Genomic DNA, 21,541 nt, shown 5'->3' with positions numbered 1-21,541 from the left:
AAGTCCAGAATCTGGAGTAGGCAGGCCAGCGACGCGTCGCTAGACTGGCCCGCATGATCGACTACCTGCAGTTCTGCACCGTCGCCCGTGGCGCGGAAGTGCTGGGCGAGCTGTGGACGCCCCTGGTGGTGCGCGAACTGCTCTGCGGCAGCCACCGCTTCAACGACATCCACCGCGGCGTGCCACGCATGTCGGCCACGCTGCTGACGCAGCGCCTGCGCAAGCTGGAAGAGATCGGTGTGGTGGAGCGGCGGCGCGCAGAGAAGGGCTGGGAATACCACCTGACGACCGCCGGCGAAGAGCTGCGGCCCATCGTGGTGGGCATCGGCCACTGGGGCGCGCGATGGATCGGCAGCCGGCTGCGGGCCGATCAACTGGACGCGGGCTTTCTGATGTGGGACATCCGCCGCTTCGCGCGCCTCGACGAGTTCCCGGCTGACGAACGCACGGTGGTGCACTTCCGGTTTCGCGACGCGCCCGCGGCCGAGCGGCAATGGTGGCTGGTGGTGCAGCACCACGAAGCCGATCTGTGCCGCGACGACCCGGGCCATGACATCAGCGTGCTGGTCGACTCGACCGTGCGCGCCCTCACCGAGATCTGGACCGGCGACAGCGACCCGGAGCAGGCCATCCGCGCGGGCGGCCTGAGCGTTCAGGGCGCGGGGCGCAACGGGCAGCGCCTGTGGCGCTGGCTGGGGCGCAGTGTGTTCGCGCCCACGCGCATGGCGCAGCGCGCAGGGCGCGCCTAGCCCGCTGCGCACAACTCCTTCGCCACCTCCACCACCAGGGCCCGCAGCCAGCGGTGCGCCGGGTCGTGTCGGTGGCGCGCGTGCCAGGCCATCTCCACCGGAAAAGTGCCCAGGTCCACGGGCGCGGGCAGCACCTTCAGGCGCGGGTCTTGCGCCAGGCGGCGGCAGATCAGCGACGGCAGCGTCGCGCAGTGGTCGGACACGGCGATCATTTCCGGGATGGCGAGGAAGTGCGTGACCGAGACCGCCACCTCGCGCTGCAAGCCCTGCTTCTCCAATGCCTGGAACAGGCCTACGCGCAGGCGCCCCCCGGGCGGCACCAGGTTCACGTGCTTGAGCCGCTCGAACTGCTGGCGCGACAGGCGTTTGTGCACCGTGGGGTGGTCGGCCCGCACCACGCAGGCCAGGCTTTCGTCCATCAGGTGCTGCACCACCAGGTTGTCCGGTGCATTGACCACACGGCCCAGCACCATGGCCGTGTCGCCCGACATCACGCCCGTGTCGGCCAGGTCGGCGCCATAGGGAATCAGCCGCAACTGCACGCCTGGCGCGCGTTCCTGCAACCGCGCCACCACACGCGGCATCAACACGAATTCCACATAACTGTTGGAGGCGATGGTGATGCGCTGGCGGGCCTTGGCGGGGTCGAAGGCCTGCTGGCCCAGCACCACCTCGTCCACGCTGGCCAGCGCCGCCGCCAGCACGGGCGCCAGTTCCTGCGCCTTCTGCGTCGGCTCCATGCCGTAGCGCTGCCGCACGAAGAGCGGGTCTTGCAGCATGGTGCGCAGGCGTGTGAGCGCGTTGGACAGCGCGGGCTGCGTGATGCCCAGGCGCTGCGCGGCCCGCGTCACGCTGCGCTCCTCCATCAGCACCAGGAAGACGGGCAGCAGGTTCAGGTCGTAGCGCATCCAGTCATCATGTCACATGAATATCTGGAATCCAGCAAATAAAGTGGTGGAAATGGTTGGCGGCGCCCATGATTCGGCCCATCACCTCTCCCTCTCACCCTTCACCAAGGACCGCACCATGGCACTGAAAGACATCCTTCCCGGCGCGCTCGGCTTCGGCACCGCGCCCCTGGGCAACATGTTCCGCGACATCCCCGAGGCCGAGGCGCGCGCCACGGTGGACGCCGCCTGGAACGACGGCATCCGCTACTTCGACAACGCGCCCTTCTACGGCGCGGGCCTGGCCGAACTGCGCATGGGCGAGGCGCTGGCCGGGCGCCCGCGCGACGACTACGTCATCAGCACCAAGGCCGGCCGGCTCATCCTGGACGAAGTGGAGGACGTCACCGCGCGCGACCTGGGCGAGAAGGGCGATGTGTTCAAGCACGGCCGCCCGAACCGCATCGTCAACGACTACTCGGAAGACGCGACGCTGCGCTCCATCGAGGACAGCCTGAAGCGCCTGCGCACCGACCGCATCGAGATCGTCTGGGTGCACGACGTGGCGCAGGACTTCTACGGCGACGAATGGCTGGGCGTGTTCGAGACCGCGCGCAAGGGCGCCTTCAAGGCGCTGGACCGGCTGCGCGACGAGGGCGTGATCAAGGCCTGGGGCCTGGGTGTCAACCGCGTCGAGCCCATCGAACTGCTGCTGGGCCTGGAAGGCCCGCGCCCCGACGGCTTCCTGCTCGCGGGCCGCTACACCCTGCTCGACCACGAGCGCGCGCTGCAGCGCGTGATGCCACTGGTGGCGCAGCGCGGGCTGGGCATCGTCGTCGGCGGGCCCTACAGCTCCGGCGCGCTGGTGGGTGGGCCGAACTTCGAGTACGCGCCGGCCACGCCCGAGATCCTGGCCAAGGTGGCGCGCATCAAGGGCATCGCCGACCGCCATGGCGTGAGCATGAAAGCGGCGGGGCTGCAGTTCGCACTGGCGCACCCGGCGGTGGCAGCGGTCATCCCCGGGGCGAGCCAGCCGAAGCGCATTGCGGAAGACCGCGCGGCGCTCGACGAGACCGTGCCGGCGGACTTCTGGCGCGAGCTGCGCGCGGCGGACCTGGTCAGCCGGGAGGCGCCGCTGCCCATCGCGGGTTGAGGCGCGCCGCCCTCAGTGCGCCGCCGGCACCGGCGCACGGGTGGCCAGCGCCACCGCATCCGCCCCCGCCGCGTAGCGCAGCCGGGGAGATTCGTCGTTCACCGCTTGCCAGATGGCCTCGGCCACATCGAGCTCGCTCGTCACCGCCGCCGGCTGCGCAAACGAGGCGAACACCTCGTGGGCATAGGGCGCGTAGGCCTCGGGGATCAGGCCTTGCATGCGCTCGGCGCCGTTGGCGGTGAAGCGCGTGCCGGGGCCGTAGCCCGGCTCCACCAGCTTCACGCGCACACCGAAGGCCTGCAGCTCCAGCGCCAGCGATTCGGTGAAGCCCTCGATTGCCGTCTTGCTGGCCGTGTAGGCCGCCACCAGCGGGAACGGCGCCAGCGTGGCGCTGGAGGTGACGTTGATCAGCAGGCCCGAGCGGCGCGCGCGCCAGGCCGGCAGCACCGCCTGCGCCATCGCCATGCTGCCGAAGGTGTTGGTCTCGAAGATCTCGCGCACCGTGGCCATGGGCGTGGCCTCGAAGGCGCCGAACAGGCCCAGGCCCGCGTTGTTCACGAGCACGTCGATGGGGCCCGCCGCGTCCAGCGCGCGGGCGATGCTGTCGGGCCGGGTCACGTCCAGCGGCAGCACGCGCAGCCGGGGCGAGAGCGGCAGCAGGCCGTCGCGCGGCGTGCGCATGGTGGCGATGACGTTCCAGCCCTTGGCGTGGAAATGGCGCGCGGTTTCCAGGCCATAGCCGGAGGAGCAGCCGGTGATGAGGATGGTTTTCATGAGAGGTCCTGTGGTTTGCGTTGAAGGTGTCGCAACGATAGGCGCCATCACCCGGACTATCTACAATCCGGAATCCGAATCACTTTGGCAATCGTCCGGAATCATCCGGAATCGTCCGATCATGGTGGACCCGCTGGCCGACGTCATCGCCCTGCTGCGCCCGCGCGCGGTGTACTCCAAGGTCATCAGCGGCGCGGGCGCCTGGGCCGTGCGCTACCCGGCCTTCGGGCAACCCAGCTTCTGCACCATGATGGAAGGCGATTGCGTGCTGGCGGTGGACGGGCAGCGGCCGCTCACCCTGCAGGCGGGCGACTTCGTGCTGATGCCCAGCACGCCCGGCTTCACGCTGCGCGGCCCGGAACCCGCCGTGCCCGTGCACATGGACCCGGCCCGCACCGCCGGGCAACAGCAGCAAGGCGAGCTGCGCCACGGCCGCCGCAAGGGCCCGCCCGAGATGCGCATGCTCGGCGGCTACTTCCAGTTCCAGTCGCTGGACGCGGCGCTGCTGGTGTCGCTGCTGCCCACGCTGCTGCACGTGCGCGGCGTCGATCGCCTGCCCGTGCTGGTGCAACTGGTGCGCGACGAATCCCTGGCCGAGCGCGCGGGCCGCCACCTGGTGCTGGCGCGGCTGGTGGAGCTGCTGCTCATCGAGGCGCTGCGCGGCGCCGCGAACGAGGCGGCCCCGCCCGGCCTGCTGCGCGGCCTGGCCGACGAGCGCGTGGCCGTGGCCCTGCGCCGCCTGCACGGCGCACCCGAACGCGCGTGGACGGTGCCTGCCCTGGCGAAGGAAGCCGCGCTCTCGCGCTCCACCTTCTTCGAGCGCTTCACGCGCGCGTTGGGCGTGCCGCCCATGGAATACCTGCTGACCTGGCGCATGGCCCTGGCCAAGGACTTGCTCGATCAGGGCGGCCTGCCCATCGGCGCGGTGGCCGAGCGCGTGGGTTACGGCTCGGCCAGCACCTTCAGCACGGCCTTCAGCCGCCACGTGGGGCAGCCGCCCAGCCGGTACGCGCTCACTCGGGCAGCTTCGCGATCACCTTGATCTCGAACTGGAAGCCCGACAGCCAGGTGACGCCGATGGCGGTGGCCGTGGGGTAGGGCGCCTGTCCCCAGAACTCCGCCGCCACGGCCCAGGCGCGCTCGAAGTGGGTGTGCGGGTCCACCATGAACACGGTCACATCGATGACGTCGTCGAAGCTGAGGCCGGCCTCGGCCAGGATGGCGTTGAGGTTCCTGAACGCCAGGCGCACCTGTTCGTCCAGGTCGGGCTCGGGCGAGCCATCGGCCCGGCTGCCCACCTGGCCGGACACGAACAGCAGGCCGTTGGCGCGGATGGCGGGGGAATAGCGGTGCGCGTCGTACAGGGCGTGACGGCTGGGCGGGGACACCACGTCGCGGGTGTTGGTCTGGGTCTTGGGGGTCATGTCGGGAGCTCCACAAATTGCTTGAAGGAGCAGGGAATCTAGGGACGCACCCCACGCGGATAAACCGGCCAGGCCAACAATCACTGTTTGGCAAACCCAAACAATCCCTGAACCGGGGCGGAGGCACCCATGGACCGATTCGATGCAATGCAGGCCTTTGCCCGCGTGGTGGAGGCCGGCAGCTTCACCCGCGCCGCTGAGACACTGCGCCTGAACAAGACCAGCGTGACCCAACTGGTGCAGCAACTGGAAGCGCACCTGCGCGTGAAGCTGCTGCACCGCACCACCCGCAAGGTGCAGGTCACCGCCGACGGCGCCGCCTACTACGAGCGCGTGCTGCGCCTGCTGGCCGAGCTGGACGACGCCGAGACCAGCGTGTCCAGCGCCCAGGCCTCGCCACGCGGGCGCATCCGCGTGGACGTGCCCAGCCCGCTGGCGCGCCTGGTGCTGATGCCCGCGCTGCCGGACTTTTGCGCGAAGTACCCGGACATCCAGATCGACATGGGCGCGAGCGACCGCATGGTCGACCTCATCGAGGACAAGGTGGACTGCGTGATCCGCGGTGGCGAGATCACCAACCCCTCGCTCGTGGCGCGGCGCGTGGGGGACTTGTCGATCGGCGCGTACGCCGCACCGGCGTACCTGCAACGCGCCGGCACGCCCACGCACCCGCGCGAACTGGACAGCGCGCCCCACCGCACCGTGGGCTACATCAGCGGGCGCACGGGCAAGGTGCTGCGGCTGACCCTGCGCCGCGACGGCGAGCAATTGAGCCTGCAAGGCCGGCACGCGCTGGCGGTGGACGACGGCAACGCCTACCTGGCCGCCGGCGTGGCGGGGCTGGGCTTGCTGTGGCTGCCTACCTACATGGCCGACGCGCACGCCGCGCGCGGCGAACTGGTGCCGCTGTTCGATGGCTGGCGCTTCGACCCCATGCCGATGTACCTGGCCTACCCGCCCAACCGGTACCAGAGCGCGAAGGTGCGCGTGTTCATCGATTGGGTGGTGGAGGTGGTGAAGACCTTGCCTTCGCCCCCTGCTTCGGGTTGATACCCTCGCCAGATGTTGCTGCCCATCGCCCTGACCCTTGCCTGCCTGGCCTTCGTTGTTGCCCTGCTGGTGGTGGACCGCCTGCCATGGCCGCTGATGCGCGTGGTCACCAAGCTCGGCGCCAGCACCTGCTTCGTGCTGTTGGCGTATGCCTTGGGTGCGATGGAGTCGCGCTACGGGCAACTGGTGCTGGGCGCCCTGCTGTTGGGCTGGGTGGGCGACGCGCTGCTGCTCTCGCACCGAACGGCCGCATTCATGGCGGGGCTGGCGGCGTTCCTGCTGTCGCATGGGCTGTACGCCGCGGCCTTCGCGAGCGGGCCGTTGAGCTCGCTGGCCCTGGGGGTGGCGCTGATCGCTGCCCTGGCCACCGGTGCGGTGGTGCTGCGCTGGTTGCTGCCACACACGCCGGCCGCGTTCAAGGGGCCGGTGCTGGCGTACGTGGTGGTGATCCTGGCCATGTGCGTCACGGCGGCGGGGCATGCGGCCAGCACGGGGCGGTGGATCGTTCTGCTGGGCGCGCTGCTGTTCGCGGTGTCCGACCTCGCGGTGGCGCGGGAGCGCTTCGTTCAGTCGTCACCGACCAATCAATTGTGGGGATGGCCCACGTACTTCGGGGCCCAGTTGCTGTTAGCGTGGTCGGTCGTGGCGGATTGAGCCGGCGGGTGCCGATATGCTCATGGCCGCAACGACAACCCCGACCACCTTTGTCTGGCCCATGGCCACAGGAGCCGTACTTGATCGAGCCGCCTCTCCAACTGCCGCACGCCCCCCTGCCCGCCTACTACCGCGACGAGGCGGACCATGCGCGCTACGTGCGCCGCATCTTCGACGAGACCGCCGTCGACTACGACCGCATCGAACGCGCCATGGCGTTCGGATCGGGCGGCTGGTACCGGCGGCAGGCGCTGGCCCGGGCCGGTCTGGCGGCGGGTGACACGGTGGTCGACGTGGGCATCGGCACCGGCCTGCTGGCGCGCCAGGCCTGCGAACTCATCGGCGAGCAAGGCCGCCTGATCGGCGTGGACCCCAGCCCCGGCATGCTGGCGCAGGTGGACCTGCCGGGCGTTGAACTGCGCGCCGGCCGGGCGGAAGAACTGCCCTGCGCCACGGGCGAGGCCGACTTCCTGAGCTTTGGTTACGCGTTCCGCCACGTGTCGGACGTGGACGCCGCGCTGGGCGAGTTTCTGCGTGTGCTGCGGCCCGGCGGGCGGCTGCTGATCCTGGAGATCAGCCAGCCGGCGGGCCGGTGGTCGCGCGCCTTCATGAAGTTCTACATGCGCCGCGTCGTGCCCACGCTGGCGCGCGTCGTCGCCCGCGAACGCGGCAGCGCCGAGCTGTGGCGCTACTACTGGGACACCATCGAGGCCTGCATCCCGCCCGAGGAGATCATGCAGGCGATGGAGCGCGCGGGCTTCCAGCAGGTGAAGCGCCACACCGACCTGGGCGTCTTCTCGGAGTACACGGCCGTTCGGCCGTGAACAGGCCGGGTCCGCCGCAGGGGTAGGGCCGGCCGGCCCTACTCCGCCTTCATCACCGTCTCGCCCTTCAAGGGTCCCATGTCGCGGATGTTGAAGCGGTGGCGCTTCCAGCCCGCGTAGGTGCGCCGCCAGTTCGTCACCGAGACGACGTAGTACAGAAACTTGAACATCGTCAGCGAGGCCCGGTACGCCGGCCCGTGGTGGATGTCCGCCGCCAGCAGCGACATCAGCCCCTGCTTCACCTTGAACACGTTCTGCGGGTGCATGAACATGTCGCGGATGGTGGGGTTGGTGACGCGGTAGATGAACCAGGAATAGTCGCGCGGGCCCACCCGCACGCGCTTCTCGAACGCGGCGCGGGCCGCGGGCAGGCGCTTCGGCTCGTCCAGCGCGGTGGCCACCAACTGCGCGCCGTCGAAGGCGCTCTGCATCGCCAGAAACACCCCTGAAGAGAACATCGGGTCGATGAAGGTGAAGGCGTCGCCCACCATCAGGTAACGCTCGCCCGTGGCGTGCGTGCTGGAGTACGAGAAGTTGCCGGTGGCGTGCACCTGGTCGTCCACCAGCGTGGCGTGCTTGAGCCGGTCGTGCAGCTCGGGGCACAGGGCGATGGTGTCGAAGAAGTAGTCCTTCAGCGGTTTGTCGCGCGCCTTCAGGTAGTAGGCCCAGCACACCGCGCCCACGCTGGTGGTGCCGTCGGCCAGGGGGATGAACCAGAACCAGCCGTGCTCGAACCAGCAGATGCTGATGTTGCCCTCGCGCTTGCCTTGCAGCCGGCGGGCGCCGCGGAAGTGGCCGAACAAGGCCGTGCTGTTGTGGGCCTTGTTCTTCTGCTTGCACTTGAACTGGTTCGCCAGCAGCGTGTCGCGGCCCGTGGCGTCCACCACGAAACGCGCGCGCCAGCGGCGGGCTTCCCCGCTGTCCAGCCGGGCCTCCACGTTGGCGCCCTCCTTGTCGAACGCCACCTGCGTGACCTTGGCGCCCTCCAGCGCCTGCGCGCCCGAACGGGCGGCGTGGCGAAACAGCAGCTCGTCCAGTTCGGAGCGGCGCACCTGCCAGGCCGACGACTTCGATGGGTCCCAGCCCTCGGCGAAATCGACGTAGCTGCAATAGTCCAGATCGGGCGGCACGAACTCGATGCCGTACTTGGGCATGCCGATCTTCTCGACCTCGTCGCGCACGCCGAGCTGATCGAACAGGGCCACGTTGCCGGGCAACAGCGACTCACCGATGTGAAAGCGCGGGTGGTGCTCTTTCTCCAGCAGCACCACCTGGCGGCCTTCGCGCGCCAGCAGGGCCGCGATGGTGGAACCGGCGGGGCCGCCGCCGACGACGAGGACATCGCAATTTTCTTCAGGCTGCATCGAGCCGTCTCCCGGGTTGTGGCCCACGTGGGCCGGGCGAAAAAATACCACGGCGGCAAGCCCGATTGTTTGACCAAACGCTTCGGCCCAGCGGCGGCGGCGGCAGGCAGGCACGCGGCGTGCCCCACGCAAGACCCACACTGCAGAAAGGACACGCCATGGCACGCAGCAGCATTCAAGGCGCCAGCCCCGCGCCCGCCCAACCCGCCGGCCGGGACACCGCGTCCCTGGGCCCGGGAGATTCATCCGACAGCGGCAGCGACATGATGGGCATTGCCGACAGCGCGGGGGGCGACCCCAGCGCGCCCGCCGATTTCTCTCCCGACGAACAGCGCCCCGCGCTGCTGCCGCCCGACGCGCTGGACTCGTCCACCGACGCCACCGGCACCGGCGAGAGCCGCAGCGCGGGCGGCGACGGTGGCAAGGACGATGGCTGGGACATCGGCACGGACCGGGTGATCTCGCCCGAAGGGACAGAGGCCACCGACGAAGACGAGGACCCTGACCTGGCGTTCACGGACGAGGTCAAAGCTCAGGATCCGCCGGCCGGGGACGAGGATGAGGGCGAAGGTGGCGTGAACGAGGACGATGACGCGACGCCACCGAGTTCATCGGCGCCTATCGAGCGCAAACCCTGAATTCATCTACCGCACCGGCTCATACCGCAGCGCCACCGCCCCCGAGCGAAACGCCTTCTGCCCCACCAGCCGCAGGTCCACGTGCTTGGGCAGCCCGGCGAACAGCGTGGGCCCATGCCCCACCAGGCGGGGGTGCACGATGAACTCGTATTCGTCGATGAGGCCCAGTTGCGCCAGGGCCATGGGCAACTGCACGCCCGCCACGTACAGGCCCTTGCCCGGCTCCTGCTTGAGGCGCTGAACTTCCGCCCCCAGGTCGCCGCGCAAGAACTCCGCGTTCCAGTCGACCCGTTCAAGCGTGCTGGACACGACGTACTTCTTCGCCGCGTGGATCGTCTGCGCGAAGGGCACCGTCCACTCGGGCATGCCGTCGGGCCGCACGCCCGTCTCGGCCATGGGCCGCCAGGCGTCCTCCATCAGGCCGTAGATGACCCGGCCGAACAGCAGAGCGTCGGCCCGCGCCAGCGTCTCGGCGGCGTGGCGGTGCAGCTCCTCATCGGGGCCCATGGCCTGGTGGTCGTAACAGCCGTCCAGGGAGATGTTGATGGAGTAATGAAGGGGGCGCATGGGGGCTCCTGAGCGGGTGGATGGCGGGGGTGGGCGGCAACCGGGCCAGCATGCCCAAACGAATAGACTCTGCGGAATTCTGCTTTCCCGCACTCACCCCACACATCGTCGTAGGAGAACCCGTGGTGATCAACCCCGCCAAAGACACGACCAAAATGAGCTCCACCGAACTGCGCGAATATGCGGAGCAGCTCATGAGACAGGCCGAGGAGCAGTCGACGAAGGAATTCGAGTCCACCCTCAATTTCCTGTCGGACAAGCTCACGCACATGGGCAAGACGAAGAAGGACGCCGTCATCCACCTGATCAAGATGATGAAGAGCCACGAGGCGAAGGAGACGCTGACCGAGCTGGCGGAAGGCGCGGGCTTCACCAGCCCCCGACGGGCCAAGGAGCGCGGGGACCTGGACAGCGAGGGCAATCCACCCGAGATCGGCGTGACCTACCAGTTGCCCACGGGGGAGACGTGGAGCCGCAAGAGCAAGGTGGGGGCAACGAAGCGGGAGTTTGCGGTGCACGCGAAGACGACGACTTGGGGGGCGATGAAGGTTTGAGGGCGAGACTGGCTTGGTCGGTTCCGACGCCGCAAGCCGCCTGTTGTGATACCCCCTCCCTCAGGCAAGAAAAGGATCGCGTCAAATGTAGCTCATGAGCTACATTACGTTCCCGCGCATCGTAGAGACCCATGAATACAGACAGTGGATTCTTGGCCTGCGCGACCGCGCGGGGCGCGCCCGGATTCTGGTCCGCGTTGATCGTCTGATCCACGGCAACCCCGGAGATCACCGTCAGCTCACAGACGGCGTGAGCGAACTCAAGATCGACGTCGGTCCAGGCTACCGGGTCTACTACGCGCAGCGCGGCAAGGTGCTGCTCCTGCTGTTGGCGGGCGGTGACAAATCCACCCAGACCAAAGACATCGCCAAGGCCATTGCCTTGGCCCGGGGATACGAGGAGTGAACGCCATGCGCAAGAGCACCAGCACGAAGCCCGCCAGCAAACGCGCCACCAAAACCACGCCATACGACGTGGCCTCCTATCTGAGCAGCCCCGAAGACATGGCGGCCTACCTGGATGCTTGGTTGACCGAAGCCCCCGACGACGCGGCCGGCATTGCGCGCGCGCTGGGCGACATTGCCCGCGCCAAGGGCATGACGCAAGTGGCCAAAGACGCGGGGCTCAGCCGAGAAAGTCTGTACCGCGCACTGAGCCCTGAGGGCAATCCCAGCTTTGCGACCGTGCTCAAGGTGGCGAAGGCACTGGGTGTGCGCTTGCACGCGCAAGCCGCAAGCTGAAGACCGCCGCCCCAGAAGCCGCCACGCCAAGCCCGTGGGGCGACGTCGCGCGGCGATGGCACTACGCCCTGTCTGAGAGGCCACTGCCCCGGGTTCCCCCGATACGCGGATTGCGGCGGGCCGCCTAAGGTTCGAGCCATGCGTTGTTTGGCCCTTGCTGCGCTGCTTGCCCTTGTCGCCTTGGGTGGCGCCTCGGCGTCCACGCCTTGGGTCACATCCGCGTGCGCGGCGCCCGCCCTCGTCGCTCACGGCGGTGGGCTGAATGCTTGTGGCTGCCACTTCAACCGGAAAACCGGAGAGTGCCATTGCCATCAGGCGCGGGGGTGTGGGTGCGCTTGTCAGCCGGCGAGCTGCGGGTGACGCTCGGATCAAGGCTTGAGGGTGATCAACGGCTGCTCTGCAGCGATAGCCGTCGGCAGGGTGTTGAGTTCCACTGATCTCTGACCCGAGATTTCCATCGAATGCTGACCCACCCGCTTGTGTGAGCAAAGCAGCTCACGTTGTGGATAAGTGCTTCGTTTTCTCCTTTTCGGACTTGGTGTGTGGAGCTGCAGCAAAGTGCGCCGCTGTTTGCGCGACTTTGTTGCCTCGATCGATAGCCAGGTTGAAAGTTTGTCGGCGTATGGATCGAGCTTGCTGGAGCTCGCACGCCTGGCGTAGCGGGGCTCTTCATCGCCCGCCCGCAGGTACTTCTTAACGGTGTTGCGAGCCAGGCCTGTACGCCTGGAGATCTCGCGAATGGACATCTGCTCGCGCAGTGCCCAGCGTCTTATGACACTCAGTGTCGCCACGTCTATCACTCCTGAAATCTCCTGCTGCTAAAAGCAGCAGGATAGGGTTCTTACGTGGGTCAGCTTTCAATGGAAATTGATGCTCTAACTGGGTCAGTTTTCAGTGGAAGACAACACAGGCGGCTCAGCGGCGAGCGCCACGGTGCGCCCTGCCACGCCCGATGGCGGCGACGCCAACTTCATGCCTTGCAGGTTTCCACACCCCACCAAGGCGACGGTCAACGTCATCACCGATATCACACGGCTCACGAGCATCACAGCATCCTCCCCTATTGATGATTCGAAATTCTAGAAACAGCTTGAAACAAAGGACTGTCACCAGCGTTACGAAGGCCGACTGCAGAGAGTCATCCACAACGGCAAACCAAAGGCCCTGGAGCTCCCGCCCCAGGGCCTTCGCCTCCCCTCCCTCTCCCCCTCAGAACGGGTAATGCCGCGGCGTGGTCTGCACCGTGATCCAGCGCAGCTCGGTGAACTCCGCGATGCCGGCCTTGCCGCCGAAGCGGCCGATGCCCGAGCCCTTCACCCCGCCGAAGGGCATTTGCGCTTCGTCGTGCACGGTGGGGCCGTTCACGTGGCAGATGCCGCTGTCGATCTTGCGGGCCACGTTGTAGGCGCGCGCGATGTCTTTGCCGAAGACGGATGAGCTGAGGCCGTATTCGTTGTCGTTGGCGCAGGCGATGGCTTCTTCGGTGTTCTTCACGCGCACCACGCACTTCACAGGGCCGAAGGTTTCTTCGCGGTAGATGCGCATGTCGGGCGTCACGTGGTCGAGCACGGTGGCGGGCATCAGGGTGTCGGTGCTTTTGCCGCCGCAGATGAGCTTGGCACCCTTGGCCAGGGCGTCGTCGATGAGTTCGTTGCAGAAGTTCACCGTGTTCATGCCGATGACGGAGCCGAGCACCACGGGCTCGGGCTTGCGCGGGTCGCCCACGGGCAGGTTGCGGGCCTTGTCGCCGAACTTCTTCACGAATTCGTCGGCGATCTTGTCGTCCACGATGATTCGCTCGGTGCTCATGCAGATCTGGCCGCTGTTGGCGAAGGCGCCGAAGGCGGCGCCGTTGACGGCGTCGTCGATGTCGGCATCGTCAAGGATGACCATGGGCGCCTTGCCGCCCAGTTCCAGCACCACGGGCTTCAGGTACTTGGCGCAGGTCATGGCGATGATCTTGCCGACCTTGGTGCTGCCGGTGAAGTTGACGCGCCGCACGGCGGGGTGGGCCACGATGGCTTCGACGACGGCGCCCGCGTCGGCCGGGGCGTTGGTGATGTAGTTCACCACGCCGGCGGGGAAGCCGGCGTCTTGAAACGATTCGACGATGAGCTGGTGGGTGCGGGGGCAGTTCTCGCTGCCTTTGAAGATGACGGTGTTGCCGCAGGCCAGGGGCACGCAGATGGCGCGCACGCCGAGGATGATGGGCGCGTTCCAGGGCGCGATGCCGAGCACCACGCCCGCCGGCTGGCGTACGCCCATGGCCAGGCTGCCGGGCACGTCAGAAGGGATCAACTCACCCGAGATCTGCGTGGTGAGGGCGGCGGCCTCGCGGATCATGCCGGCGGCCAGGAAGCAGTTGAAGCCGGCCCACATGGCGGTGCCACCGGTCTCGGCCGCCACGGCTTCGATGAACTTGGGCGTTTTGGCTTCCAGCGCGTCGGCGGCCTTGAGCAGCAGGGCGCGGCGTTCGCCGGGGCCGGTTTCGCTCCAGGTCTTGAAGGCTTCGGCGGCGGCTTCCACGGCCATCACGGCGTCGGCGGGGCTGGCGGCGGGGGCGCGGGTGGCCACGCTGCCGTCAAGCGGGTTGCGGCGTTCGAAGGTGGCGCCTTTTTCGGCGGTGACCTTGAGGCCGTTGATGAGCATGGACAAATCGGACATGGGTTCTCCTTGAGCTTGTGCGGTGGTGTGTGGTGTCAGGCGGTGGTGGCCACGGCCTTGCGGCGGGCCACGGCGGCGGCGGCGGTGGGGGTGCCGGGGGCGGGGTCCTTGTCGGCGCCGAGGTAGGCCTCGCGGATAACGGTGGAGCGGGCGAGCAACTTCGCGGGGCCGCTGGCGACGATGGCGCCGCGTTCGAGCACGTAGCCGCGGTCGGCCACGGCCAGGGCCTTCTTCACGTTCTGCTCCACCATCAGCACGGTGGTGCCGGCGTCGGCAATGCGGCGGGCGATGCCGAGCAGCTCGTCCACCATCTTGGGCGCCAGGCCGAGCGAGGGTTCGTCCAACATCAGCAAGCGCGGCGCGCACATCATGGCGCGGGCCACGGCCACCATCTGCTGTTCGCCGCCGCTCATGGTGCCGGCCAGTTGGTTCGCGCGTTCGCGCAGTTTGGGGAAGTCGTTGAAGGCCTGTTCGATGCGGCGCGCGCGTTCGGCCTTGGGCACGAGCCATCCGCCCAGTTCCAGGTTCTCGGTCACGCTCATCTGCGGGAAGAGTTGCCGGCCCTCGGGCACCAGGGCAACGCCGGCCTGAACGATCTCATGCGTTTTCTCGGCCAGTTCCTCACCATTGAGCAGCACGGTGCCCTGGCGCGGGATGAGGCCGTTGATGGCCTTGAGCAACGTGGTCTTGCCGGCGCCGTTGGGGCCCAGCACCACGGTGAGGCCGGGGCGGGCTTCCAGGGTGAGGTTGCGCAGCACCAGGAAGGCGCCGTAGCCGGCGCTGAGGTTGTCGATCTTGAGGTGCGCCTGGTTGGCGCCGCCGAGGCGGAAGGGGTCTTGGCGGTACCACATCATGCGGTGGCCTCTTGTTCTTGCGCTGCTTCTGCTTCGCCCATCTCGTCGCCCAGGTAGGCCTCGATGACCTCGGGGTTGCGGATGACGGCGCGCGGCACGTCGTCGGCGATCTTGCGGCCCTGGTGCAGCACGATGACGCGCTCGACGTGGCGCAGCAGGGTGCTCACGGCGTGCTCGATCCAGACGACGGTGAGGTCCAGCTCGTCGCGCAGGCGGCGGATGAGGCGGGCCATTTCTTCCACCTCGTTTTCGGTGAGGCCGGCGGCCACTTCGTCCAGCAGCAAGAGCTTGGGGCGCGTGGCCAGGGCCATGCCGATCTCCAGCAGGCGTTGTTGCGAGGGCGTGATGGCGGCGGCAGGCAGGTCGGCCTGCGCGCTCAGGCCGATGAGGCCGAGGATGCTGTCGGGCGTGCGCAGCACCCAGGGCACGCCGATCTCGTCGCCCCAGAAGATGTATTCGCGCCGCCGCTTGCCGGCGAACTTGAGGCCGAAGGCGATGTTGTCGCGCACGAGCATGTCGCCGAAGGTGCGCGGGGTTTGAAAGGTGCGCGCCAGGCCGTGGGCCGCGAAGCGGTGCGGCGCCTGGCCGGCCAGGGAATGGCCGCGCAGGTCCAGCCGGCCGCTGGTGGGTTTGGTGACGCCGGAGATGGCGTTGAAGAAGGTCGTCTTGCCGGCGCCGTTGGGGCCGATGATGCCGACGAGTTCACCGGGCATGAAGGTGGCGCTGACGTTGTCGACGGCGGTGAGGCCACCGAAGCGGACGGTGATGTCTTTTGCCTGGAGCAGGGGTTGCTGGTTCACGTCAGTAGACATGCCTGGCCTCCCGCTGCTTTTTCTCGCGTTGTTTGCGGCGCTCGGTCTCGCCGCTCAGGTCGTCCCTGGTTTCCTTCCACCAGGCTTTCCCGTCGCGCCACCAGCCCTTGAAGGTGTCGGTGCGCACCGAGGCGAGCCCGCCTGGCAGGTACAGCACCGAGAGGATGAGCAAGAGGCCCAGCGACATCATGTAGACCTGCGGCACCTGCAGGCGCAAGGTCTCGGCCAGCACGCTGAAGACGATGGCCGCGATGAGCGGGCCCCACAGCGTCATGGCGCCGCCGATGAGCGCGATGAGCACCGTTTGAAAACCGATGAAGGGGTTGAAGACGGTGTGCGGGTCGATGTATGTCCAGCGCACGCTCATGGCCGCGCCCACGGCACCGGCTATTGCGGCGGTGAGGGCGAAGCCGGCGGTCTTGACGAGGCGGGTGTTCACGCCCAGGGTCTGCGCGCGCTGCTCGTCGGCGCCGATGCCCTGCATGGCCAGGCCGAAGCGGGTGCGGCGGATCCAGATGGAGAGGAACACCGCCACCACCGCCAGCAGCAGCACGGTGAAGTAGATGGTGTCGCGATCGGGCACCACCATGAGCACGCGGCCCACGGTGCCGGTGACGCTCTTTTCGAAGTAGCTGATGGCGTGGCGGATGAGTTCCGTCATGCCGAAGGTGAGCACGGCGAAGTAGGTGCCACGCAGGTGCAGCACGGCCGCGCCCATCACCACCGCCACCACGGCGGCGATGCCCGCGCCCGCCGCGATGGCGACGGGCCAGCTCAGCGTCTCCAGGCCGATGGCGCTGGTGTAGGCGCCGATGCCGAAGAAGGCCGAGGTGGCGAGCGAGAGGTAGCGCGTGGTGCCGCAGAACAGCGCCCAGCTCGACGAGAGGGCGATGTACATGAGGCAGGTGAGCGCCATGGAGACGACGAACTCGCTGGCGAAGCCGGGCAGGGCCACGGCCCAGCCGGTGAGGCCGAAGAGCACGAGCAAATCGCGGATGAGGAACTGTCTCGAATTCATGCTTTTCTGGTTTTGCGCGAGAACAGACCTTCAGGGCGCAGCAGGAGCACGCCGATGAACACGATGTAGCTGAGCAAGGCCTTGAGCGAGGGGTTAGTGAAGTGCATGCCGATGGCTTCGATGACGCCGAGCAGCAGCCCGCCCGCGAGCGCGCCACCCATGCTGCCGAAGCCACCCAGGGTGATGACGATGAGCGCGGTGACGGTGTAGGGCTCGCCCATGGAAGGGCTGATGGTGTAGGCCATGGACAGCAGGCAACCGGCCACGCCCGAGAGGCCCAGGCCGATGCCGAACATGAGCGGGTGCAGGCGCTTGGTGTCGATGCCCACGAGCTGCGCGCCGGTGGGCGATTGCATGAGCGCGCGCACGCCCTTGCCCAGCAGGGTGGTGCGCAGCAGCACGATGAGCGCGCCCGCGAACAGCAGCGACAGGCCGAACACCAGCAGCTTGTTCACCGCGAACTGCGCGTGGCCGTCGGGCAGGGGGATGGCGAAGGGCTGGGTGAGGAAGTCGTAGCCGCGCAGGTCGCCGCCCCAGATCCAGGAGATGGCGTTCTGCACGAAGAACATGAGGCCGAAGGCCACCATGAGGCCGCGCGCCTCGAACACGTCGAGGTTGGGCGAGGTGGCGGTGAGGCGGCGAAAGCACAGCCAGTGCACGGCAATGCCGATGCCCATGAGCAGCGCGAAGGAGACCGGGATCATCCACAACGGCGACAGGCCGAAGGTGGCCGCCGCCATCCAGGTGATGAAGGCGCCCACCATCAAAAACTCGCCGTGCGCGATGTTGAGGATGCGCATGAGCCCGTACTGCAGGTTCAGGCCCAGCGCGACGAGCGCGTAGATGCCCCCGGTGATGAGACCGGAGGCGATGAGCTCGATCCAGGAAGAAAACGACATCACCGGTGCGTCACTTCCAGGCGGGCTTGTTCGGGTTGAGCTTGGCCGTGGCAACCTTCTGTGGCCACACCACCTCGAACTCGCCGTTCTGCCACTGGCCCACGGTGCCGGGCGTGCCCACGTTTTCGCTGCCCTGGAACTTGATGTCGCCCAGGATGGTTTTGTGCGTGGTGTTGGCCACGTAGTCGCGAATGGCCTTGCGGTCCAGGCCGTGCTGCTTCACCGCGTTGGTGAGGATCTCCAGCCCGGCCCAGCAGGCGCCGCTGGCCCAGCGGTCGGGTTCCTTCTTCTGGCTGGCCACGTGGGCGTCGAAGTAGGCCTTGGCGCCGGGGCTGGTCTTGCTGTTCCACGAGCCCATGCCCAGCACGCCTTCGGCACCGGCGGCGGTGATGACGTTCTTGTAGAGCGGGAAGGCGGTGCCCACCGAGGCGTAGAAGAACTTGGGGTTGAAGCCGATTTCCTTGCTCTGGCGGCTGGCGAGGATGGTGTCGGGCGGGTAGGTGAAGCCGACGAAGGCGTCGGGGTTCTTGTCCTTGATGCTGCGCAGCGTGGGGCCGAGGTCCTTCACGCCGCCGGGGTAGCTGGTGTCCTGCACGAGCTGGATGCCACTGCCCTGCAACGCCACCTTCAGCGCGGCGTAGTTCTCCAGACCGAAGAGGTCGTCCACGTAGATGCAGGCCACCGTCTTGGCACCGTTGGCCTTGAGCATGTCGACGAGCGCGTCGCACATGGGCTTGGGCTGCTGCAGCAGCAGGAAGAAGTAGGGCAGCTTCAGGTCGATGAGGCGCTTGGACAGCGCGGTGGGCGCGAGGAAGGGGTACTGGAAGCGGTTGGCCAGCGGCGCGACGGCGAAGTTGGCGTTGGAGCCCCAGGGCGGCAGGATGAGGTCGACCTTGTCACTGCCCATGAGTTTTTCGTAGGTGCGCACCACGGTTTCCACGTCGCTGCGGTCGTCGCTGCTGATGAGCTCGATCTTGCGGCGCACGCCCTTCACGTCCAGGCCGCCGGCGGCGTTCTGCTGCTCGGCCCAGAGCAGGAAGTTGGGTTCCTGGCTGGTCTGGGCGCCGCCCGTCCACGGGCCGGTGCGCGACATGCTGTAGCCCACGCGCACGGGCGCGCTCTGCGCCATCAGCTGCGGGGCGACCGCCATGGCGCCCACGGCGGCGGCGGTCTGCTGGATCATCACTCGGCGGTTGCTCTTGGCCATGGTTTGTCTCCTGGTGTTGGGGGTGTCCTCGGACGCGACGATCGTAGGAAGGACGCCCGCGCGCCGCTGTGCCGATGGCGCACTGTCCGCTTGACCAATCGCGCATGGCGATGCGGGTTTACCCGCAAGCCGCCGGTGCCCCAGGCGCGCGGGCCGCGCCGGACAATCGGCGCCATGAGCGAGCTTTCACCGATGAGCACCGACGCCGTGGCGCCCAACGAGCGCGCCGCGATCTGGCGCGAGTGGGTGTGGACGCACTTCGGCGGGCTGGACTCCGACCTGTACGGCGACACCGAGTTCGAGGGCCACATGAGCGCGTCGCAGGCGGGCGAGGTGGTGCTGACGCGGCTGGAGGCGAACCGGCACCGCGTGATCAAGAGCGACCGGCTGGCGCGGGCCGGCGAGCGCGCGTACCTGAAGATCGTGGCGCCCTGGCGCGGCAGCGCGGGCGTGCAGCAGGCCGGCCGCGAGGCCTGGGTGCGCCCGGGCGGCTGGGCCATCTACGACACGACGCACGACTACGCGGTGGCCAACCCCGAGCGCGTGGAGCACCTGATCGTGATGCTGCCGAAGGCGCAACTGGCCGAGCGCGGGCTGTCGCTGGAGCCGCTGATGGCGCGGCAGATCGGCGGGGTGAGCGGCATCGCGCGCGTGGCGCTGGAGACGATGCGCGCCACCTACCAGGAGCTGCCGGGCATGAGCGAGTCGGCCGCGCGCGGCGCAGGCGAGGCGATCGTGGAGCTGGTGCGCTTGTCGCTGCTGGAGCTGGCGGGGCGCGGCGACGGGCGCACGCAGCTCGAGGCGTTTCGCGACCGCATCCGCGTGCACATCGGCCGCCACCTGCGCGACCCGGATCTGTCGCTGGACCACATCGCCAGCGCGATGAACTGCAGCAAGCGCCACCTGCACAAGGCCTTCAGCGCCGAGGACGACACGCTGGCGCAGTACATCCTGCGCCAACGCCTGCAGGGCTGCATGCGCGAGCTGGGCGACCCGGCGAGCGCGGCGCGCACCATCACCGAGATCGCGTTCTCCTGGGGCTTCAACAACACGGCGCACTTCAGCCGGGTGTTTCGCGAGCACACGGGGCGCACGCCGTCGGACTACCGCGCCGCCGCGCAGACGGCGGGCTGAGCGGACCTGAGGGGAGACCTCAGCGCGGCGCGCAGGCGCGCGCCACCTTCATCGCCAGTTGGTGCAGGGCCTGCCAGGGCTCGGTGGGCCAGTCGGGGAACTTCAAGCCCTTGACGATGCCGTCCACGGTGTGCGCGTCGTCGAGCCAGCGCGCCAGTTGCGCGGTGCCCAGGGTGGGCAGCACGCGCTCCACCAGCTTTTCCTTCACGCCCCACACGCGGCTTTCGCGCAGGGCGATGGGCAGTGGGCGGCCGTCGTCCACCGCGCCGCGCACGCGGTTGAGGGTGCGGATGTCCTCCGCCAGGGCCCAGTGCACCAGCACGGGCGCCTCGCCCTCGGCCTGCAGACCGTCGAGCATGCGCTGCACGCGCGCCACCTGGCCGCCCAGCACGGCCTCGGCGAGCTTGAAGGCGTCGAAGCGCGCGACGTTGAGCACGGCGGACTCGACCTGCTCGAAGCTCAGCTCGCCCTGCGGGTGCAGCAGCGCGAGCTTCTGGATTTCCTGGTGCGCGGCGAGCAGGTTGCCCTCCACGCGGTCAGCGAAGAAGGCGAGCGTGCGCTGCCCCTCTTCGCCCGCGCGCACGCGCTGGCCCTGGGCCTGCAGGCGCAGGGCGATCCACTGCGGCAGGGCCTTGCGGTCCACCGGGTCCACGCGCACCGTCACGCCGTGGGCGTCGAGCGCGGCGAACCAGGCGCTCTTTTGTGTGGCCATGTCCAGGCGCGGCAGCACCACCAGGGTGAGCGTGCTGTCGTTGCCGTCGGCGGCCTCGGCCAGTTGCTGCAGCGCGGCCGAGCCGTCCTTGCCGGGCTTGCCCGAGGGCACGCGCACTTCCACGATCTGCTTGTCGGCGAACAGGCTGAGCGAGGCGCCGCTGGCCAGCACGGACGACCAATCGGCGTGCGCGCCGGCCATGGTGTGCACGGTGCGTTCGGTGTGGCCCTGCTCGCGCGCGGCGGCGCGGATGGCGTCGCCCGCTTCCTGGATCAGCAGCGGCTCGTCACCGTGCAGGGTGTAGAGGCTGCGCAGCCCCTTCTGGAGCTGGGCGGCGAGCTGGTTCGCGGCGACCTGCATGCCGTCGTCAGATCTGCCGCACGGCGGCGAGGCGGCGCACCACCTGCTGCGCGATGTCGTTGGTCATGTCGCGGTAGAGCAACTGCTCCTCGGCGTCCTTGGAGAGCACCTGGGTCTCGTTGAAGCTCAGGTCGCGCTCGAGCAGCAGTTCGGTGTCGTCGATGAGGATGCGCTCGTCGCGCGTGCGCAGGTTGAAGCGAAAGCGTTGGCGCAGCTGCAGTTCGCGCACCTGGCCGGCGGCCGTCTGCCCCACGACCACGCGCTCGCGCTGGTCCACCTGCACGGTGAGGATCACGGGTGGCAGCGGCGTGCCGTTCACGCGCAGGTCGTTGACCTGCATCTCCCGGTACAACTGGGACGTGACGTAGCCGTTCGGGATGCCGTTCAGTTGCACGGCGTCGAAGGCGAAGGTCGGCGCCTCGCGCAGCTTGAAGCCGCAGGCCGACAGGGCCAGCGCCGCCGAACCACCGAGCGAACCACCCAGCAGAAGGCGCCTTTGCAT

The 21,541-nt window shown here is 68.3% G+C and carries 26 protein-coding genes and 1 pseudogene; 12 read left to right on the top strand and 15 right to left on the bottom strand.

Annotated elements, in window-relative coordinates:
* Window positions 1-53 precede the first annotated feature (53 nt).
* Window positions 54-749: a winged helix-turn-helix transcriptional regulator gene (locus BN948_RS17945; RefSeq protein ID WP_009517453.1), complete on the top strand. Its 696-nt coding sequence runs from the start codon at window positions 54-56 to the stop codon at window positions 747-749.
* On the opposite strand, the gene BN948_RS17940 is transcribed toward BN948_RS17945, so the two are convergent.
* Window positions 746-1,657, bottom strand: coding sequence for a LysR family transcriptional regulator (locus BN948_RS17940; RefSeq protein WP_009517452.1), 912 nt, complete (start codon window positions 1,655-1,657; stop codon window positions 746-748). The genes BN948_RS17945 and BN948_RS17940 overlap by 4 nt on opposite strands.
* A gap of 118 nt (window positions 1,658-1,775) precedes the next feature.
* Here BN948_RS17940 and BN948_RS17935 point away from each other — a divergent pair, with 118 nt between their 5' ends.
* The gene (locus BN948_RS17935) at window positions 1,776-2,789 is read left to right on the top strand and encodes an aldo/keto reductase (protein ID WP_009517451.1); all 1,014 of its coding nucleotides are present in this window, start codon (window positions 1,776-1,778) and stop codon (window positions 2,787-2,789) included.
* Between the two features lie 12 nt (window positions 2,790-2,801).
* Here BN948_RS17935 and BN948_RS17930 read toward each other — a convergent pair whose 3' ends face one another.
* Window positions 2,802-3,563, bottom strand: coding sequence for an SDR family oxidoreductase (locus BN948_RS17930; RefSeq protein WP_009517450.1), 762 nt, complete (start codon window positions 3,561-3,563; stop codon window positions 2,802-2,804).
* 121 nt (window positions 3,564-3,684) lie between these two features.
* On the opposite strand from BN948_RS17930, the gene BN948_RS17925 reads away from it, so the two are divergent.
* Window positions 3,685-4,605 carry an AraC family transcriptional regulator gene (locus tag BN948_RS17925; protein ID WP_009517449.1) on the top strand — a complete coding sequence of 307 codons (921 nt, stop codon included), beginning with the start codon at window positions 3,685-3,687 and terminating at the stop codon, window positions 4,603-4,605.
* Here BN948_RS17925 and BN948_RS17920 read toward each other — a convergent pair.
* A complete protein-coding gene (locus BN948_RS17920) occupies window positions 4,577-4,987 on the bottom strand; it encodes a RidA family protein (protein WP_009517448.1) in 411 nt (136 codons plus the stop codon). The two genes, BN948_RS17925 and BN948_RS17920, sit on opposite strands and share 29 nt — an antisense overlap.
* Window positions 4,988-5,116: 129 nt before the next feature.
* Between BN948_RS17920 and BN948_RS17915 the strand changes: the two genes are divergently transcribed.
* The 3 genes from BN948_RS17915 (at window position 5,117) to BN948_RS17905 (ending at window position 7,515) form a co-directional block, all read left to right on the top strand.
* Window positions 5,117-6,037 carry a LysR family transcriptional regulator gene (locus tag BN948_RS17915; protein ID WP_009517447.1) on the top strand — a complete coding sequence of 307 codons (921 nt, stop codon included), beginning with the start codon at window positions 5,117-5,119 and terminating at the stop codon, window positions 6,035-6,037.
* A gap of 12 nt (window positions 6,038-6,049) precedes the next feature.
* Window positions 6,050-6,691 (top strand): lysoplasmalogenase, encoded by a 642-nt coding sequence (locus BN948_RS17910; RefSeq protein ID WP_009517446.1) that lies wholly within the window; start codon window positions 6,050-6,052, stop codon window positions 6,689-6,691.
* Between the two features lie 80 nt (window positions 6,692-6,771).
* The gene (locus BN948_RS17905; protein ID WP_009517445.1) at window positions 6,772-7,515 is read left to right on the top strand and encodes a class I SAM-dependent methyltransferase; all 744 of its coding nucleotides are present in this window, start codon (window positions 6,772-6,774) and stop codon (window positions 7,513-7,515) included.
* Between the two features lie 38 nt (window positions 7,516-7,553).
* Here BN948_RS17905 and BN948_RS17900 read toward each other — a convergent pair whose 3' ends face one another.
* A complete protein-coding gene (locus tag BN948_RS17900; RefSeq protein ID WP_009517444.1) occupies window positions 7,554-8,879 on the bottom strand; it encodes an NAD(P)/FAD-dependent oxidoreductase in 1,326 nt (441 codons plus the stop codon).
* A gap of 158 nt (window positions 8,880-9,037) precedes the next feature.
* Here BN948_RS17900 and BN948_RS25790 point away from each other — a divergent pair, with 158 nt between their 5' ends.
* Window positions 9,038-9,517, top strand: coding sequence for a hypothetical protein (locus BN948_RS25790; RefSeq protein WP_009517443.1), 480 nt, complete (start codon window positions 9,038-9,040; stop codon window positions 9,515-9,517).
* A 6-nt stretch (window positions 9,518-9,523) separates the two neighbouring features.
* Here the strand turns inward: BN948_RS25790 and BN948_RS17890 are convergent, their stop codons facing one another.
* The gene (locus BN948_RS17890; RefSeq protein ID WP_009517442.1) at window positions 9,524-10,084 is read right to left on the bottom strand and encodes a dihydrofolate reductase family protein; all 561 of its coding nucleotides are present in this window, start codon (window positions 10,082-10,084) and stop codon (window positions 9,524-9,526) included.
* A 125-nt stretch (window positions 10,085-10,209) separates the two neighbouring features.
* Between BN948_RS17890 and BN948_RS17885 the strand changes: the two genes are divergently transcribed.
* The 4 genes from BN948_RS17885 (at window position 10,210) to BN948_RS27575 (ending at window position 11,739) form a co-directional block, all read left to right on the top strand.
* Entirely contained in the window at window positions 10,210-10,638 is a 429-nt protein-coding gene (locus BN948_RS17885; RefSeq protein WP_138820224.1) for a hypothetical protein, read from the top strand.
* 94 nt (window positions 10,639-10,732) lie between these two features.
* A complete protein-coding gene (locus tag BN948_RS17880; protein ID WP_009517440.1) occupies window positions 10,733-11,044 on the top strand; it encodes a type II toxin-antitoxin system RelE/ParE family toxin in 312 nt (103 codons plus the stop codon).
* Window positions 11,045-11,049: 5 nt separating this feature from the next.
* Window positions 11,050-11,379, top strand: coding sequence for an addiction module antidote protein (locus tag BN948_RS17875; protein WP_009517439.1), 330 nt, complete (start codon window positions 11,050-11,052; stop codon window positions 11,377-11,379).
* 138 nt (window positions 11,380-11,517) lie between these two features.
* The gene (locus BN948_RS27575; protein ID WP_081921992.1) at window positions 11,518-11,739 is read left to right on the top strand and encodes a YHYH domain-containing protein; all 222 of its coding nucleotides are present in this window, start codon (window positions 11,518-11,520) and stop codon (window positions 11,737-11,739) included.
* A gap of 182 nt (window positions 11,740-11,921) precedes the next feature.
* On the opposite strand, the pseudogene BN948_RS26260 reads toward BN948_RS27575, so the two are convergent.
* The 8 genes and pseudogenes from BN948_RS26260 to BN948_RS17845 all read right to left on the bottom strand — a co-directional run.
* Window positions 11,922-12,179, bottom strand: a pseudogene (locus BN948_RS26260) (IS21 family transposase); the annotation flags it as partial.
* Between the two features lie 84 nt (window positions 12,180-12,263).
* The gene (locus BN948_RS26725; RefSeq protein WP_009516258.1) at window positions 12,264-12,425 is read right to left on the bottom strand and encodes a hypothetical protein; all 162 of its coding nucleotides are present in this window, start codon (window positions 12,423-12,425) and stop codon (window positions 12,264-12,266) included.
* A 163-nt stretch (window positions 12,426-12,588) separates the two neighbouring features.
* Entirely contained in the window at window positions 12,589-14,043 is a 1,455-nt protein-coding gene (locus tag BN948_RS17870) for an aldehyde dehydrogenase (RefSeq protein ID WP_009516259.1), read from the bottom strand.
* A 35-nt stretch (window positions 14,044-14,078) separates the two neighbouring features.
* Entirely contained in the window at window positions 14,079-14,897 is an 819-nt protein-coding gene (locus BN948_RS17865; protein ID WP_051756209.1) for an ABC transporter ATP-binding protein, read from the bottom strand.
* On the bottom strand, window positions 14,894-15,709 hold the full coding sequence (locus BN948_RS17860) for an ABC transporter ATP-binding protein (RefSeq protein ID WP_009516261.1): 816 nt from the start codon (window positions 15,707-15,709) through the stop codon (window positions 14,894-14,896). Before BN948_RS17860 ends, BN948_RS17865 begins: the two co-directional genes overlap by 4 nt.
* Entirely contained in the window at window positions 15,699-16,727 is a 1,029-nt protein-coding gene (locus BN948_RS17855; protein WP_009516262.1) for a branched-chain amino acid ABC transporter permease, read from the bottom strand. The genes BN948_RS17860 and BN948_RS17855 overlap by 11 nt, the downstream gene beginning before the upstream one ends.
* Complete coding sequence (locus tag BN948_RS17850; RefSeq protein WP_009516263.1) at window positions 16,724-17,626, bottom strand: branched-chain amino acid ABC transporter permease; 903 nt, start codon at window positions 17,624-17,626, stop codon at window positions 16,724-16,726. The genes BN948_RS17855 and BN948_RS17850 overlap by 4 nt, the downstream gene beginning before the upstream one ends.
* A gap of 10 nt (window positions 17,627-17,636) precedes the next feature.
* Window positions 17,637-18,833, bottom strand: a complete 1,197-nt coding sequence (locus tag BN948_RS17845; protein ID WP_009516264.1) for an amino acid ABC transporter substrate-binding protein — start codon at window positions 18,831-18,833, stop codon at window positions 17,637-17,639.
* Between the two features lie 174 nt (window positions 18,834-19,007).
* On the opposite strand from BN948_RS17845, the gene BN948_RS17840 reads away from it, so the two are divergent.
* The gene (locus tag BN948_RS17840; RefSeq protein WP_035623049.1) at window positions 19,008-19,967 is read left to right on the top strand and encodes an AraC-like ligand-binding domain-containing protein; all 960 of its coding nucleotides are present in this window, start codon (window positions 19,008-19,010) and stop codon (window positions 19,965-19,967) included.
* A gap of 19 nt (window positions 19,968-19,986) precedes the next feature.
* Here BN948_RS17840 and holA read toward each other — a convergent pair whose 3' ends face one another.
* Window positions 19,987-21,039, bottom strand: coding sequence for a DNA polymerase III subunit delta (gene holA / locus BN948_RS17835; RefSeq protein ID WP_009516266.1), 1,053 nt, complete (start codon window positions 21,037-21,039; stop codon window positions 19,987-19,989).
* Window positions 21,040-21,046: 7 nt separating this feature from the next.
* Window positions 21,047-21,541 carry an LPS-assembly lipoprotein LptE gene (locus BN948_RS17830; protein WP_009516267.1) on the bottom strand — a complete coding sequence of 165 codons (495 nt, stop codon included), beginning with the start codon at window positions 21,539-21,541 and terminating at the stop codon, window positions 21,047-21,049.

Source organism: Hydrogenophaga intermedia, assembly GCF_000723405.1.
Lineage (GTDB): Bacteria > Pseudomonadota > Gammaproteobacteria > Burkholderiales > Burkholderiaceae_C > Hydrogenophaga > Hydrogenophaga intermedia.
Note: the sequence above shows the minus strand (reverse complement) of the source record. Positions and strands in the feature narration are given on the sequence as shown.